Source organism: Acidocella sp. KAb 2-4 (assembly GCF_020567705.1).
In the GTDB taxonomy this organism is placed as follows: Bacteria; Pseudomonadota; Alphaproteobacteria; order Acetobacterales; family Acetobacteraceae; genus Acidocella.
Genome location: NZ_JAJDJU010000014.1, coordinates 1 through 15,825, shown reverse-complemented (window position 1 = coordinate 15,825; position 15,825 = coordinate 1). Strand labels below are relative to the sequence as shown.

Below are 15,825 nucleotides of genomic sequence, written 5' to 3'. Positions count from 1 at the left end.
TCTGGGATCACTCCGCCGCGATCTCGTGCGGCTCGATCTGTGCTTCGTCTTCAGCGGATGGAAGATCGGCAGCCTCAACCACCTCGTCTGCCACATCCGCGCTGGCATCGGCGGCGACGGCACAATGCGTGGCTTCTGCCACAGAATCTGCCCACATCGTCATGGTCTCCACGCCTTTCGTGCGCAGCGCCTCTGGTAGCCAGCCAGAGCCCGCCAGCGCCTGCGCTGCGGCCTCGGCCATGGCGTCCTTCTTCAGCCCCTCAAGCCGTTGCGCGGCCTGCTCGCCCTTAGCCTCGCGCACCGCCTCCAGAATGCGCGCCTTCGTCACCCGGCCGAAATAATTCTCCGCCGTCGGCACCCACCCAGCAGCTACCAGATCAAGCGTCATCGTCTCAGCCAGCCGCCCTGCATGCGCCAGCGCCCGGGGGCGGCGATTATAGGCGTCATGCGTGGCATTCAGCGTCAGCGCCACGCAATGGGCGAATAAGGCCTCCCGGCTGTCGCTGTCGAACGCCGCCAAAACCTCCCATAATTCGCTGGTATCCTCCGGCAATTGCGCCGCCCAGGCCTCGTGCCGCGCATCAACCCGTGCCGCCAAGGGCGTATCAGCCAAGCCCTGCGCCTGGGCGCCGAACATCACGCTCTTCGCCTCAATCTCCAGGCAGGATTCGGCACCGTAGCGGTAGAATAGCCGCAGGCACAGCGCGTGCAGCAGGGCGAGGTAAGCAATACCGGGCTCATGGCCCAACGCCTCGCGCAGCGCCAGAGTGCGATAGGCCGTCAGCTCCGTCAGCAGCCGGTCGGGCAAAGGCTTGATGCCGTCTTCCTCCTCCGGCTCCGGATCGGCCGCATCACCGACATGCGCGACGATGATGCGGCTTTCCAGCATGGCGGGATCGCTATCATCATTTGCGATACCACTGCCCTCGCTTGCCAAATCCACCTCATCGGCTTCTTCAACCACCACCGGCTCATCCTCGGGGCGAACATAGCCGCGTTCCACCCGCAGCGCGCCACTGCCGTCGATACTGACAAACACACCTGCCATGGCAATTTCGGCAGGGTCATACACCGGCGGGCGCTGGGTCAGCGCGTCAATCTCCGCCTCGATTTCCGCGAGGCGAGCATCGGCATCATCGGAGACTTCATCCGCCACGGCGGCTTCCTCCTCGAGTTGCTCAGCCTCGACCCGTAACGCCTCGACCTGAGCGATTTCTTCATCGGTCAACGGACGGCGCGTGCCCGGAATGCGCCGCAGGCCGTAGCTGTGGCCATACGGAAATTCAGGTGCCATTTCGACCCATTTCCAGCCCTCGGCGCGGAGAGCATCGCCATCGCGCTCCAACTTTTCCGCCACCACGCGCACCAGCAGCCCGGCATCCTGCAACCAGCCGCCATCATCCTGCTGGAACAGATCGCGCATGATCGGCCCACCTGCCGCGATATAATCCTCACCGGCATATTGTGCCCGCTTGTCAGAGGCGCGCACCGCCCCTTCGGTCAGCATCCGGCGGATCTGGTAAGGCTCTTTGTTGTAGGAACGCTGCAGCGCCTCCCACACCTGCTCCTGGCGCTCATGGTCCGGGCTGACCGAGAACGCCATCAGCTGGTCGAGGTTCATCTCGTCCTCAGCATACACTTCCAGCAACCGGGGCGAGACGGCAGCCAGCCGCAGCCGCTGCTTCACCACCGAGACCGCGACAAAAAACACCGCCGCAATTTCCTCCTCGCTCTGCCCCTTCTCGCGCAACGCCTGAAACGCCCGGAACTGATCCAGCGGATGCAGCGGCGCACGCTGCACATTCTCCGCCAGGCTGTCCTCCTCTGCGATACCCTCGGTGCGCACAACGCAGGGGATCGGCGCGGTCTTGGCCAGGCGCTTTTGCTTCACCAGCAATTCCAGCGCGCGGTAGCGGCGCCCGCCGGCAGGGATTTCGAACATGCCGGTCTCGGCACCCGCCTCATCCAGCACGGGACGGACCGTGATGCTTTGCAGCAGCGTGCGCCGCGCAATATCCGCCGCTAATTCTTCGATCGAAACGCCGGCCTTTATGCGCCGGACATTGGATTGCGAGAGCACCAGCCGATCGAATGGGATATCGCGCGAGGCACTGAGCGTGATTTTCTGAACAGTTTTGGCCATGGGAAAAACTCCATGACGGGCGGCCCGGAGCCACTCTCCTGACCTATAACCCGTCACGAATTTTTGCTCCGCCCTCTGCCTCTCTGCCCGGCTCCATAAAAAATGCCGTGGACCAAAACCGGCCCACGGCAAACATAACCACGAAGAACAACGCGCCCGTTACGCCGCCCGTTCCAACAGCAGCTTCGCCTTGCCCTCCAGCTCCAGCCGGGCATCCTGATGCGGGCGCGAGCGCGCCAGCGCGGTGATGCCCTGCACGAAGTCGAACACGCTCTCCGGCGGATGACCTTCCTCCTCCAGTACGGTGGCGATAATCTTCGCTGTCTCGCCCTTGCTGAAACCGCGCTTACGCAGAAAACTCTCGCGCTCATCATCCTGGCGCGCGACAATCTGTTCCCGCGCGGCTCTAATCCCCGCCACGAACGGCGCGGGCGAGGAATTGGCAAATCGCCGCAGCGCCGGTGCTGCCTCATGCGCAAAACGCTGGGTCGCGAATTTGCTATGCCGGATGCTGATCTCCTGAAAATCCTCGGCGCCCCAGATGTTGCGATTGGCGCAAACCGCGCGCAGATAAAACGACGCGATACCCAGGGTCTTCGAGCCGACCTCGCTGTTCCAGCAATAGAACCCGCGAAAATATAGATCCGGTTCACCATTCGGCAACCGCCCCGCCTCGATCGGGTGCGTATCATCGACCAGAAACAGAAATACATCCCGGTCGCTGGCATAAAGCGTTGTCGTCTCCTTCGTCACATCCACATACGGGTTGTGCGTCATGGTCGCCCAGTCCAACACGCCCGGCACTTTCCAGGCGGTATCGCCGGTGCCATTGCCGGCGATCCGCATCACCGCCGAGACAAGCTCGTGGTCCCAGATGCGCCCATAATCCGGACCAGTAACGGCGCGCAGTTCTACCCGCCCGTCGTTGGTCTCCAGCGTCTTCACCAGCTCGGCGCGGTGATTGAGCAGTCCATGTTGCAGATTAATCCCCGCCAGCGGCGCGGGCAGTTCACGCATATACCCCGTCGGCGCACCCACCAGCCCGCAAAGCTGGGCAAAACTCCAATGGGTCGGCACCACCGGCCGCTCCTGTCCTGGCACAATCAGTGCCAGCCGATCGCCATCGTCACGCCGCGCCTCCACCCGGATGGCTCGGCTCTCCACGGTCCGCGCCTCAGCCCTCTCCGCACGGGCCCTCACCGCGTCATACAACTCCGGCAGCGACAGAAACCGCTCATCGTCGGGCCGCGAAAACCATTCCGACGACACCCGCCCCAGCCGCTCACCCCGGCTGACATCGACCTTAAAACCCGCCAACCCAGCCCGGCCAGCGTTCGCCCCTACAACCGCCACCGCGGTAGACGTATTGATATCCATGGCACTTCTCCATGACAGGCGCCGGAAGCCTCTCCTCCGGACTAAAACCTGTCATGAAGCGCCCAGCCCAACTTTTACTCTCTGGCCCGGAACCGAGACAAAAGTGGATGGAAACCTGTTTATCCGGGCTCACAAGTTTTTTATCAAAAAGCTTCGACTTGAACTATGGCCGGTGGTGCTTGCTGGTTTCATCAGCGCAGTGGTGACCAAACAGACGGAAGACGAAACACGCGTGAAGCCGGCCAGAACGAGCGCCACAGCAATGGATTCTCAAGCCAGAAGGGGCCATCGTTGGCCTGTTTACGTTGCCCGGTCTATGATTGACCGGCGGGCTTTATAAAAGAACGGACATGCAGCTTCTACTGGCCGAAGACGAACAGAAAACGGTTGATTACCTCACCAAGGGGCTGCGTGAGGATGGCCATGCCGTGGACACGGTGGGTAACGGTACGGACGCGCTAGACTTGGCACTGCGCCATGAATTCGACGTCATCGTCCTCGATGTCATGCTGCCAGGCCTGGATGGCTGGCAAGTGCTGACCCGCCTGCGTGCCGCCGGCCGCGCCACGCCGGTTCTGTTCCTGACCGCACGGGATCATGTGGAGGACCGCGTGCGCGGGTTTGACCTCGGTGCCAATGATTATCTAATTAAACCCTTTGCCTTCGCGGAATTGTTGGCAAGGCTGCGTAATCTGGCACGTCAGCCCAAGGCCGCGCGAGACAGCAGCGTTGTCGCGGTGAGCGATCTTGAGATCGACACCCTACGCCACCGTGTCTGCCGGGCGGGGCAGGAATTGCAGCTCACCGCCAAGGAGTATGCGCTGCTACTTCTGCTGGCGCGCAACAAGGGGCGGGTTTTGTCGCGCACAATGATCGCGGAGGCAATTTGGGGCCTGTTCCACGACCAGCAATCCAACGCCGTGGATGCGCTGGTGCGCCGCCTGCGCGCCAAGCTGGACACCCCCTTCGAGACCGCCCTGCTGCACACGATCCGCGGCACTGGTTATGTTCTGGAGTCATGAAAATCCGGCTCCGCCCAACTTCCATCAGTGGGCGACTGGCACTTCTTTACACGCTGGGCGCCCTGCTTGCGGTTGGGTTGTTCGCGCTGTTGGCCAACGGGAAGCTGGAGACGAATTTCACCGCCGCGCACAAGGATTTTCTCCAGGCCAAGGCTGCGGAATTTCAGGATGATCTGAACGAAGGCGATGGCGCGCCGAACCTACTCATCAATGAGATTTTGAAAGAGACTGATGGCGCCCGGCTGCGCGCCTATGAGGCCAGGGTACTGGTGGCGGGGCGGCAGGTGGGCGAGACGCCGGACATGGGCGCGCTACTGCCTGTGGCCATGTTCCCCGCCGTGCGCGGCGTACAGAGCCTGCCGCTCATCCCCTACCAGACAGGCAATAGCTCCTGGCTGCTGAGCAGCCTGCCCCTGCAAGGTGCCCAGGGGTCAGGTGGCGTGGTGCTGCAAATTGCCCTGGACATCACGCGGGACAAGGCGCTGCTGACGGATTTTCACCGCGCCCTGGCCGTGTTCTTCGTGCTGATGGTGCCGCTTTTGCTGGGGGCCGGGCGGCTGGCCGCCGCACACGCGCTGGCGCCAGTGACGCGCATCGCCAAGGTGGCGCAGAGCATCACGTCCGCGCAACTTTCCCGGCGCATCCCGCTGGACCCGCCCTGGCCACGCGAGCTGGCCGGGCTTGTGCAGGTCTTCAACCAGATGCTGTACAATCTGGACTCCAACTTCGGCCGCCTCTCACGCTTCTCAGCCGACATCGCCCATGAGCTGCGCACGCCACTCTCGAACCTCAATGGCAGCCTGGAAGTCTGCCTGACCCGCCCACGCAGCGGCGAGGAGTATCGCGATACGATTGCCTCAGCCCTGGAAGATTGTCAGCGCCTGACTGGGTTAATCGAGAACCTGCTTTTCCTGGCGCGCGTGGAGAACCCCAGTCACGCGCTTCGTTATGAACGTTTCGAAGCAATTGAACTTTGCGCCTGGGTGATCGCCCAATATGACGCCCAGGCGAACGCTAGAAATTTACTTATCCGCACCGAGGGTGCGGCTGCGCTTTATGCCGACACGCTGCTTTTCCGGCAGGCGGTGGGGAATGTGCTGGCCAATGCGGTGCGCCATGCGCCGCTTGGCTCGCAGATCACGCTGAGCATTTCCGGCTCGCCCGCCAGCGGCGTGGAAATTGCCATCGCCGACCAGGGGCCGGGTATCGCGCCCGAACATCTGCCCCGGCTGTTCGATCGCTTCTACCAGACTGACCCGGCGCGCGGCCATAAAGCCGCGCAAGGCTCGGGACTGGGACTTTCCATCGTACATTCGATTCTAGATCTGCATGGCGGACAGGTGACTATCGAGAGCGAGGTCGGCAAAGGTACGGTCGTGCGGCTACGCTTTCCGCCTCTGGAGGCGTGAAAATGATAAAATTGTCATCGAATTAGCGCCGTTCTGGTGGGCTGCCTCGCCTAATGGAGCCGGATGACTAGCTTATTAAGGAACGCACAACGCCCAATCTGGCTGATGCTGGCCGCTTTTGCCCTCACCGGCGAGGCGCCGCCCGGCTGGGTTACGGTCCATGCCACGCAACAGGCGCCGGTTCTCTCTGGCTTCGCCGCTGTGCAGCCCGGCACCGATGTCACCATCAATGTCTTGCAGCCCGGGATACTCACCAGCCTCTCTGTAGCACAAGGCGAGTCCGTGAAGCCGGGCCAGCTCATTGGACATCTCGGCGGGCCGGAGATCGCAGCAGCTTTGGTGGAGGCGCAAGGGGCCAGCAAAGCCGCGAATGCTACACTGGCTGCGGAACTGAGCAAACTCGCGAACCATTTTTCCACCCAAGCGGCGGTGGCGCAGGCCAGTGCCAATGCGCAGGCCGCAAAAGCCAAACTGACGGCGTTGCAAGCCGCCACATTGCTGCAAAGCCCCGTGGCCGGGCAGATACAAAGCCTGGCCGCCGGGCCTGGGGCGGCGTTGCTGCCAGGTCAGGCGGTGGCGGTCGTGCAGCCCGATTCCGGCGCCTGGGTGAGGGCGGTTTTGTATGGTGCGCAGGCAACTACACTCGTCCCGGGCACAGCGGCGCGGTTTATTCCCGCAGATGGCCAGCCCCCCGAAAGCGTGACACTGCGCGGTGTACTCAACAAGCAGGCGGATGGCGGGCTTGTCCTGGCATTTTCAGGCTTGGCGCTGCAACAGAACGAGGCGGGCACGCTCAGCCTCGCCCTGCCGCCTCGCCAGGTGTTGCTGGTGCCAAGTGAAGCGCTGGTGCTGGATGACGGGCGCTGGTGGGTGATGCAGCATGACTCCAAGGGTGACCGCGCCGTGCAAGTGGTGCCTGGCGAGGTGCAGGGCGCGCATACCCCCATCCTCTCGGGCCTTGCCGCCGGGGACCAGGTCATCGTGCAGGATGCCGCCCTGCTCTACCATCGCGGCATCGCCGCCCTCTACCAGCCGCCCAATTAAGCCATGCCAGCTTCTTTTCTCCGCCTGCTCAGCCGCCCAGCCTTGTGGCTGATGATCTATGCCGCTCTGCTCGGTTACGGGCTGTTCGCACTGTTCAACATTCCCGAAGAGGTGCTGCCCGCCTTCAATTATCCCGAGGTGAGTGTAACACTTCATCTGCCCGGCACCACGGCCACGGATATGGAGGCAATGGCCGCCACGCCGCTCGAGGGCGTGTTGCTCGGCCTGCCCGGCGTCTCCAATATTCGCAGCACGATCAGCGATGGGCTGGTCGAGACCGATCTGCGCTTCGCCACCGGCACCAACGCAGAATTTGATCTGCAGACCGTGAACGGCGCCATCGAGCGCGCCCGTACCAGCCTGCCGCCTGGCGCGCAGCCTTTCACGCAGATCATGGGGAATGCCATCAACGAGGTGGCGGATTATGCCGTACGCTACGCCCCCGGCACATCGCAGGCCGAGGTGGCGCGTGCCGTCGCAACAAGGCTGGTGCCCGCTTTGCGCGCCGTGCCCGGGGTGCAGCTCGTCGACACGGCAGGGCTGGGCAGCGAGGCGCTCTGGGTACAGCCCGACCTCACCGCCATGGAACAGGCCGGGGTAACAATACAGGCGCTGACCCAGGCGCTCGTAGGGCAAGCCATGCTGGTACCGGGCGGCTCTCTCAGCCTCGGCCATGACGATCTGCTTGTCACCTTCGCCAACGCCCCCAGCGTCGCCGCCCTGGCGCAAATGCCGGTAATGGGCCCACACGGGCCGATCGCGCTGGGGGCACTGGCGCGCATCCTGCACAGCACTGTGCCGGTGGGTCAGCGCGAATTGCTGGATGGCGAACCCGCCATCGCGCTCACCATCTTCAAGCAACAGGGCGCGTCTACCCTGCCCGTCACCCAGGCACTGGCGGACGCCGTAAAAGCCGTGCCATTGCCATCCGGCGTCTCGGTACTGCGTATCTACAGCCAAGGCCATCTGGTGGGTGCCGTCAGCGCCGATCTGCGCCGTAATCTGGTCATCGGCGGGGTGCTGGCCATTGCCGGGCTGCTGGCGGTGCTGGGGGTGAGCAGCGGCGCCTGGCTGCTGGCGCTCTCCATCCCTGCTTCGCTACTGCTTGGCATAGCCGGGCTGTATGCCACCGGGCAGAGCCTCAACCTGCTCACCTTCGGCGCCATCATCGTGGCACTGGGGCTGGTGGCGGATGACGCCATCATCGTGCTGGAGAGTATCTTCCACCGCTGGGAAGCCGGCGACGATAAATGGCCCGGCATCTGGCGGGGGGTTAGCGAAATCATGGCGCCAGACATCATCGGCACGCTCACCACGATGCTCGTCTTCGTACCGCTGCTCTTCACCGGCGGGCTGGCGGGGCTGTTCTGCGTACCCTTCGCACTGGGCATGATCTTCTCACTCGGTGCCTCGCTGCTGGTGTCGCTCACCTTGATCCCGCTGGGCCTCGGGCTACTGCCCCGCCATACCGTGCGGCCGCCGCGTACGGCCAATGCGCTGGTTATCCGGCTAATGGGCTGGAACCGCCGCCTGTTCCGTCTCGCTCTAGCCTATCCCAAACGCGCCGTGCTGGGCTGCGTGGTTCTGCTGCTACTCAGCCTGGGGGCGATGAGCCTCGTCTCGGTAAACGTGCTGCCCTTGCCGAATGAGGGCGTGCTTCTGGAATCCTTCACGCTCACCCCCGGCACCTCCCTGGCGGATACGGATGCGCTGATGCGCCGCCTCTCAGCCCGGCTGGCGCAGGACCCGGCGGTTGAGCATGTGCTGGCGCGCATCGGCTCGGCCTCCGATTCTACCTATACCGAACCCGCCTACGCGGGGGAGATCACCATCCGTCTCAAGCCCGGAGAAGGCGGTGCCAGTCTCGACGCCATCGCCAGCCGGGTGCAAGCCGAGACGCAATTCCCCTCCCTGCAAACAGGCATCGACACCCCGACAATCGAACGGCTGGGCGAGAGCCTGAACGGCCTGCCCCAGCCCTTCGCGCTCGACCTGTACGGAAATGATCTCAGCCAGATGTCCGCCAGTGCCGGGGCAATCGCGCAGCGCCTGAGCCACGTGCCGGGCCTGAGCGACCTGTTTAACGACGAGGGCTATCCCGAGACGCAGATCCGCATCACCCCGCGAACAGCCGCGCTGGCGGCGGCGGGGATGACGCCGGCAGAGTTGAGCGGGCAAGTCTCTGCCCTGCTAGCCGGGCAGGTTGTAGCAGAGCTGCCGGATGGCGCCGCGCCGCTACCGCTTTATTTGCGCCTGCCGAACCCGCATCTGCTCTCGCTGGCGGAATTGCGGGCCTTGCCGGTGGGGCCGGGCAGCGCCACGCCTTTAGGGACGCTGGCAGATGTCTCTCTCACCACCAGCCCAAATCAGTTCATGCATATCGATGGCGCCCGCGCTCTGGAGATTCTGGCCACGCCAACCACCGCGCCCAACCTCGCCATTGCCGAGGCTAAGCGCGCCCTGGCCAGCCTACATCTGCCGCCGGGCGAGCGGATCGTGTTCGGCGGTCTGTACCCGATGCTGGAACACGCCGCTTTGGGGCTGGGGATTGCCGCCGTCGCCGCCATCGCGTCCCTTGCCTGGGTTCTATTCCTGCGCTTCTCTGGCCGTCGCGTGCCGTTGCTGCTGATGGCACAAATCCCGTTGGCCATGACCGGTGGTGGCCTGGCTTTGGCGGCAAGCGGGCTGGGGCTGAACGGTATCGGGTTGATCGGCTTTCTGGCTTTGGCGGGGGTAAGCCTGAATCATGGCGTGGTGCTACTGGACCGCGCCCGGCGCAATGAGGCCGAAGGCATGAGCCCCGAGGCGGCTATCGACGAGGCGCTGAACGTGCGCTTCCGCCCCATCTTCCTTACGACCGCCGTGGCGATTCTCGGCATGCTACCAACCGCCTTAGGCTTCGGCACAGGTGCCGCGCCGGAGCAGGGGCTGGCCGTGGTGATCGGCGGTGGCATTCTCTGGAGCGCGCTGCTTTGCACCAACCTGCTGCCGGCGCTTTATCTGACGGGGCGCGGCGAGCGGAAGCCGGAGGGCCAGCCATGAAGCGCATGATCTGGCTGGCCTTGGCCGGGCTTTCCGGTTGTGCCGCCTATCATCCCGCCCCCTTGCACGACACGGCGCCGATTGCGTCGTCGTTGCCAGCCACCCAACCCTTGACGCTGGCGCAACTTGCCGCCCTGGCCGTGCAGCGGGACCCGGACCTGACGGCCGCGCGGGCGCAGGCCGGCATTGCTCAGGCGGAACTGCTGGCGGCCGGAACGCCGCCCGATCCCTCGCTTTCCATCGGGTTCGAGGCGCTGCTCGGCGGCCCGGCCTCGATGTCTTCCCTTGCGGGCAGCCTGGTGGAGGATGTCTCGCCACTTATCACCCGCTCAGCCACCATAAACGCCGCGAAGGCGCACTTGTTGCAGGTGAACGCAGACATCCTCTGGCAGGAATGGCAGGTGGCCGCGCGGGCGGAACAACTTGGCGTGGCGTTGACCGGCGAGGCCGCCGAACGGACGAGCCTGCTCAACGATGAGCAGGCGCTCACGGTGCTGGGCCAGAATGTGCAGGCACAGACCGCGGCGGGCAATCTCACCCAGCAGGATGAGTCCGTCGCGGAAACCGCACTGGCCATACTCCGAGCAGCACAGGACAGCGAGGAACAAGCCCAGGCGCGCGATGAAGCCCAGCTCGACGCGCTGCTGGCAGTGCCGCCAGGCACCCCGATCACACTGGCGCCGCCTGCTGTGGCGGCGATTTCGTCAGCGCAGTTGCAACAAGCTCTGGCAACCTTGCCGCAGCGCCGGCCGGATCTGTTGGCCCTGCGCTACGGCTATACCGAGGCTGACGAAAAACTCCGCGCGGCGATCCGCAGCCAGTTCTTGCCCATCAGCCTCGGCGGGCAAGGCGGGCGCGATACATCAGGCGTCACCAGCGCCGGGCCTCAGGTGACGCTGTCCTTGCCCCTGTTCAACCGCAACCGTCCAGCGATCAAAACTGACGAGGCCACGCGCGCCGCCCTGCACGCACAATATGACGCCAGTCTGGCCGATACAAGGAACGGCGCCGAGGCGCTGGGACAGAGCATCGCGCTGCTGCAACGCCAAAACATGCAGGCGGATCAAGCTGCCGCGCAGGCCGTCGGCATCGCTGCCAATGCGCGCCGCGCTTTTGTTGCAGGCGGGCTGGATGCCCGGGCAGAGACCGATCTCATCATTGCTGCGGGACAACGGCAGCGCGAGGGAATACAGCTGCGCACGCAACTGCAAACGGCGAAACTCTCCTTGGCCGTAATGCTTGGGCTCGGCTTGCCCGTTCACGACTGAGCAACTCGCTAGAATATTATTAAGGGAATCGTCGCGCCCATGGGCCTGCTGCACGCTTTTATTACCGCCATCATCGACTTTGCGGCCGCACATCGGCTGCTGGCTTATGGCGTGGCCTTCCTGATCGCTGGCGCGGAGACGTTTCCGGTTTTCGGCGCTTTGGTGCCAGGTACGGCGGTCATCGTGGGGCTTGGCGCGCTGGTGCCAGGCGGCGCCCTGGCGATGTGGCCGCTGATCGGGTTCACAGCCTTCGGCGCTCTTACAGGTGAAGGCCTCTCCTATCAGTTCGGCCGCCACTACAAGCAACGCGCCATGGGATTGTGGCCGTTCCGCGCGCGGCCTGGCCTGCTGAGGGCGGGGGAAGCATTCTTCGCCCGCGATGGCAGCAAGGCGGTGCTGATTTCCCGCTTTTTGCCTGGCGTGCGGGCCGCGATTCCCATGGTGGCGGGAATGGCTGGTATGTCCGCCATCAGGTTCTATATCGTCGACATTGTTGCCGCCGCTTTATACGCGTTGGCACATATTTGGTTTGGCATGGCGCTTGGCGCCTCTCTAACCATTTTACACGCCATTGCCGGGCGACTGATGGTGCTGGCATTGATTCTCTCTACCGCGCTGGCGCTGGTTGTTTGGCTTATACCGCGGGTTATCCGGTGGTCTGTTGTACTCATGGCGCGCCTGCGCGGGCCGGTACGGCGATGGGCTGCGGCGGGAGATGGCCGGGCGCGGCGGCTGGTCCTCTCGGCACTCGACCCGGAGCGGCCAGAAACGCTAGGCGTGCTGGCGCTGGGCGCCACTCTCATCGGCGGACTTTGGCTGTTCTTCGGTGTGCTGCAGGATGTTGTCGCCGGAGACCCGCTGGTGCGCGCGGATGCGGCGATCTTCCATTTTCTGCAATCCCTGCGCACGCCAGTGATCGACCAAGTGATGGTCGCCATGACTGAGCTGGGTGATGCGGCTGTCGTCATCCCTGTATTTCTGGTGACACTGGCCTGGCTCACCTGGCGGCGTGCGTGGCGTGCGGCGTTTTATGGGATTGCCGCGGTGGCCGGGGCAAGCCTGTTTGCGTTTCTGATGAAGATCACCTTGCAGTATGCCAGACCCACAGCCGGCTTTACGGGGTGGGACGCCTATTCCTTCCCCAGCGGCCACGTTACGGCCAGCACAGCCCTGTACGGATTTCTGGTGATTTTGATTTGCAGGGAGGTGGGAGCGCGCGCCCGCGTGCTGGTCACGCTGGCGGCGGCCTTACTGGTTGGCGCCATTGCCTTCTCGCGGCTTTATCTCGGTGCGCACTGGCTGTCGGACGTGACGGCGGGATTGGCTTTCGGTGTGGCCTGGGTGGCATTGCTGGGAATCGTTTATTTGCAGCATGTGCGCAGGGAGGTTCGCGCCCCCGGCCTCGGGGCGGCAGCGCTGGCCACATTGCTTTTGGCCGCCGGGCTGCATATCGGAACCAAACACGCCGCGGATATGCGGCGCTACGCGCTCAATTTGCCGGTGCGGGAGATGTCCCTCACGGATTGGCGCAACGGCGGATGGGCCAGCATGCCGGTATGGCGTGTCGATCTGACAGGTGACTACGAGGAACCATTTATCCTGCAATGGGCAGGGCCGTTGCCGCTGCTGAAAGCTGCATTGCTGGCCCATGGCTGGCAAGTGCCGGTAGCGTGGAATTTGTCGTCGTCCGCAGAATGGCTGTTATCAGATGCGAAAGCAAACGCGCTTCCCGTGTTGCCACATCTCGAGAATGGCCGCGCGGAAGCTCTGCTGATGATTAAAGCCGGCCAGGATGTGCCGCACGGTCAGCGGTTGATTTTACGGGTCTGGCCGTCTGGGACGGCACTTACCGATGCTGGGAATACGCAACCGCTCTGGATCGGAACCGTGGTCGCTGAAAAGATCGAACACCTGAAACCACTCGGCACTTTGGTCGATGAGCAAGACGGTGTCGACGAGCCTATGCAAGTTCTCGAATCCGCACTGCCAGGAACACAGCCGGAAGCCCGAATCCCCCCAGGGCCAAACTGGAATGGCGTGGTTTTACTCGGACAACCTTAAAAAGCTTGACTCTCGCGACGAAAGTGCGGAGCGGCCCAAGACGCTCTGTTTCCACAATATGGCAAACAGCGATTTTTGTGATGGCAACAGCTCTGGGCTGCCCCTAAGGCCTGAGTAATGGTAATTTCCAGACTTCCAGGGGCGAATGTTTTCGAGATACCCGCCCGCAACCGACAGGAGCATCACCCTTGAGCGAGGCCATCACAAAATCCAGATTCCGCCGTACCGTGTTCTGGGCAGGCGCGCTTAACCTCGCCTACTTTGGCATCGAGTTCACTGTGGCATTAGCCATCGGCTCGGTCTCGCTTTTCGCCGACAGTATTGATTTCCTGGAGGACGCATCGGTCAACCTGCTCATCGTGCTGGCGCTGGGTTGGAGTCTGCGCCAGCGGGCGCGTTTGGGGATGGTGCTCGCTGGCATCCTGCTTCTGCCGGGCCTCGCTACGCTCTGGATGGCCTGGCAGAAATTCCTGCACCCCGTGCCGCCGTCACCGGTGGTACTCTCGGTGACGGCCGTCGGCGCGCTTCTTGTCAACGCCGCCTGCGCGCTCATGCTGGCACGCCACCGCGCGCACGGCGGTAGCCTCGCCAAAGCTGCCTATCTCTCAGCGCGCAACGACGTACTGGCCAATATTGCCATTATCCTCGCGGGGGCTGTGACAGCGTATTTATGGCGCGCCGCTTGGCCCGACCTGCTAGTCGGCCTCGGCATCGCTGCCATGAACGCCGATGCCGCCCGCGAGGTTTGGATCGCTGCCCGCGAGGAGCACGGCGCGGCTGCTTGAGGGCATTGCCGATGCGCAATGAATATAAGTTAAGCGGGGCCAAGCCCCTGATTGCGCACCCGCAAGGGGTGCGCTTTTGGGCGATCCGCCAAGCGGATCGCTTCTTGGCGGGTGAACCGGCTTCAGATTAGCGGCGTTGTGCGCTGTGTTTTCACTACAACCATTTTACGTTTAATCGGCATCCATGCTGGCAGCTTTTGCTTTCAGCTTCCTATGCGCAGCCTTCTTTCGCACCACGTTGATCGCTGCCGCATCAAGCGTGTTCTTTAGATGGACGGCGTAATGCTTCTCGATCATCTCGACCGAGGTGCGGCAATTCTTCGCGACCTGATAGATATCCGCACCTTCCATCAAACGCATGCAGATATAGGTATGGCGCAAACTATAGGCAGTCCTGGCTTTGCCATCGCGATCAATCTTCAGCCCTGCCCGCTCAAGCAGATTGTTAAACAGCTTGATGTGATTGCCTGGGAACACGGGGTCGGTTGGCTTCGGATATTCGAGCTCCGGCATCGCCGGCGGTTCACCGCCGCTCTTGCGACGCAGTTGCCGCTCGCGTCTAGACTCGCCATGCGCTGGCTTTGCGCGGGCGAGTAGCCGCTGATAGACGCGCACTGCCCCCGGCATACTTTTACAATGACCAACACCACGCTTGCCGCGAACCTCGATCTCCAGAATTTCCGCCTTATTGCTTTCTTCCTGGGCAATCGTCACGTCTCGGTGCTGGAGGTTGAAAGCTTCGTCCGGCCGCAGGCCGGTGTTCGCCATGAACAGTACAAAGTCATAAACCTGCTCGGCATTCCATCTGTAGTGAGCCCGCTCCGGCGCCTTCGCATTCGCGCGCGCCGCCTCGTAGAGTTGCTTATATTCCTCAGGGCTGAACCAAGGCCGGTGCACAATCTTGCCCTGCGTCCGATAGGGCGGTGTGAGGTCCGGCAAATGCTCCAGCCAGCCATGCCGGATGGCAGTTTTGAGCACCATCCGCAAAGTCACCACCTCATCATGCAAGGTGCTGCGTGCCGGCGGCTTGGACTTCGGCTTATGCTGACTTTTGGAATGCGCGTTTGGTGCGCCGTAGGTCGTCATCCGGTGAACCCGGTATTCTTGTACCTTGCCGGGCGTCACCTTGTCGAGCGGCAAATTGCCAAAGAACGGCAGCAGATGAACTCGCAACCTGATCGCGTGGCTTTCGGTCCATTTCTCGGAACGCTCACCTTCTGTGATAACGCCGTATTCCTTGAGGAACTGATCGGCCGCTTTTTTGAAGGTCGGGCGGTCATTCAGCACGCCGGCCTGGCTCTTGCCTTGCAGGCTAAAATACCACGCCTCGGCGGCCTTGGCCGCCAGATCCTGAATTTCCTGCTTGGTGCTGAACTGCCGCTGCTTGTTGCCGACAGACGCCCGCGCCTGCCAAAAGCGGCTATTGCCGCGCTGATAAATCTGGACCTTTCCGCCCAGCAACTCGATGGTCGGCATGACGCCCCCTTGCGCACATATTGCGCTGCGGTTGAGGATCTAGTCAGGCAACGACCATAGCCCATCAGGTTTTGGATTTCGAGTTAAATTACCCTAACACTGCCCTAGGGCGTCAGAACGCCAAAAGCCACCTTGCGGTGGCTTTAAGCTATTGATCTTGTTTGATTTTCTGGTTGCGGGACCTGGATTTGAACCAGG

General features: G+C 63.0%; 10 protein-coding genes. 7 read left to right on the top strand and 3 right to left on the bottom strand.

The window, feature by feature from the left end:
* Positions 1-7: 7 nt before the first annotated feature.
* Positions 8-2,143 (bottom strand): ParB/RepB/Spo0J family partition protein, encoded by a 2,136-nt coding sequence (locus LI953_RS10245; RefSeq protein WP_227075982.1) that lies wholly within the window; start codon positions 2,141-2,143, stop codon positions 8-10.
* A gap of 159 nt (positions 2,144-2,302) precedes the next feature.
* On the bottom strand, positions 2,303-3,520 hold the full coding sequence (locus LI953_RS10240) for a DUF932 domain-containing protein (RefSeq protein ID WP_370635788.1): 1,218 nt from the start codon (positions 3,518-3,520) through the stop codon (positions 2,303-2,305).
* 350 nt (positions 3,521-3,870) lie between these two features.
* On the opposite strand from LI953_RS10240, the gene LI953_RS10235 reads away from it, so the two are divergent.
* The 7 genes from LI953_RS10235 to LI953_RS10205 all read left to right on the top strand — a co-directional run bounded on the left by LI953_RS10235 (position 3,871) and on the right by LI953_RS10205 (position 14,151).
* On the top strand, positions 3,871-4,542 hold the full coding sequence (locus LI953_RS10235; protein WP_227075981.1) for a heavy metal response regulator transcription factor: 672 nt from the start codon (positions 3,871-3,873) through the stop codon (positions 4,540-4,542).
* Positions 4,539-5,951, top strand: a complete 1,413-nt coding sequence (locus LI953_RS10230; protein WP_227075980.1) for a heavy metal sensor histidine kinase — start codon at positions 4,539-4,541, stop codon at positions 5,949-5,951. The genes LI953_RS10235 and LI953_RS10230 overlap by 4 nt, the downstream gene beginning before the upstream one ends.
* Before the next feature lie 105 nt (positions 5,952-6,056).
* Entirely contained in the window at positions 6,057-6,995 is a 939-nt protein-coding gene (locus LI953_RS10225; protein WP_227075979.1) for an efflux RND transporter periplasmic adaptor subunit, read from the top strand.
* Between the two features lie 3 nt (positions 6,996-6,998).
* Entirely contained in the window at positions 6,999-10,037 is a 3,039-nt protein-coding gene (locus LI953_RS10220; protein WP_227075978.1) for an efflux RND transporter permease subunit, read from the top strand.
* Positions 10,034-11,305: a TolC family protein gene (locus LI953_RS10215; protein ID WP_227075977.1), complete on the top strand. Its 1,272-nt coding sequence runs from the start codon at positions 10,034-10,036 to the stop codon at positions 11,303-11,305. Before LI953_RS10220 ends, LI953_RS10215 begins: the two co-directional genes overlap by 4 nt.
* Before the next feature lie 39 nt (positions 11,306-11,344).
* A complete protein-coding gene (locus tag LI953_RS10210; RefSeq protein WP_227075976.1) occupies positions 11,345-13,366 on the top strand; it encodes a bifunctional DedA family/phosphatase PAP2 family protein in 2,022 nt (673 codons plus the stop codon).
* A gap of 188 nt (positions 13,367-13,554) precedes the next feature.
* On the top strand, positions 13,555-14,151 hold the full coding sequence (locus tag LI953_RS10205) for a cation transporter (RefSeq protein ID WP_227075975.1): 597 nt from the start codon (positions 13,555-13,557) through the stop codon (positions 14,149-14,151).
* Positions 14,152-14,322: 171 nt separating this feature from the next.
* Here LI953_RS10205 and LI953_RS10200 read toward each other — a convergent pair whose 3' ends face one another.
* Positions 14,323-15,627, bottom strand: a complete 1,305-nt coding sequence (locus tag LI953_RS10200; RefSeq protein WP_227075974.1) for a site-specific integrase — start codon at positions 15,625-15,627, stop codon at positions 14,323-14,325.
* Positions 15,628-15,825 lie beyond the last annotated feature (198 nt).

Excerpts from the sequence above, each read along its gene's own strand:
- LI953_RS10235 (WP_227075981.1), top strand. The coding sequence starts at position 3,871 with ATGCAGCTTCTACTGGCCGAAGACGAACAGAAAACGGTTGATTACCTC.
- LI953_RS10200 (WP_227075974.1), bottom strand. The coding sequence starts at position 15,627 with ATGCCGACCATCGAGTTGCTGGGCGGAAAGGTCCAGATTTATCAGCGC.
- LI953_RS10215 (WP_227075977.1), top strand. The coding sequence starts at position 10,034 with ATGAAGCGCATGATCTGGCTGGCCTTGGCCGGGCTTTCCGGTTGTGCC.
- LI953_RS10245 (WP_227075982.1), bottom strand. The coding sequence starts at position 2,143 with ATGGCCAAAACTGTTCAGAAAATCACGCTCAGTGCCTCGCGCGATATC.
- LI953_RS10230 (WP_227075980.1), top strand. The coding sequence starts at position 4,539 with ATGAAAATCCGGCTCCGCCCAACTTCCATCAGTGGGCGACTGGCACTT.
- LI953_RS10210 (WP_227075976.1), top strand. The coding sequence starts at position 11,345 with ATGGGCCTGCTGCACGCTTTTATTACCGCCATCATCGACTTTGCGGCC.
- LI953_RS10240 (WP_370635788.1), bottom strand. The coding sequence starts at position 3,520 with ATGGATATCAATACGTCTACCGCGGTGGCGGTTGTAGGGGCGAACGCT.
- LI953_RS10220 (WP_227075978.1), top strand. The coding sequence starts at position 6,999 with ATGCCAGCTTCTTTTCTCCGCCTGCTCAGCCGCCCAGCCTTGTGGCTG.
- LI953_RS10225 (WP_227075979.1), top strand. The coding sequence starts at position 6,057 with ATGCTGGCCGCTTTTGCCCTCACCGGCGAGGCGCCGCCCGGCTGGGTT.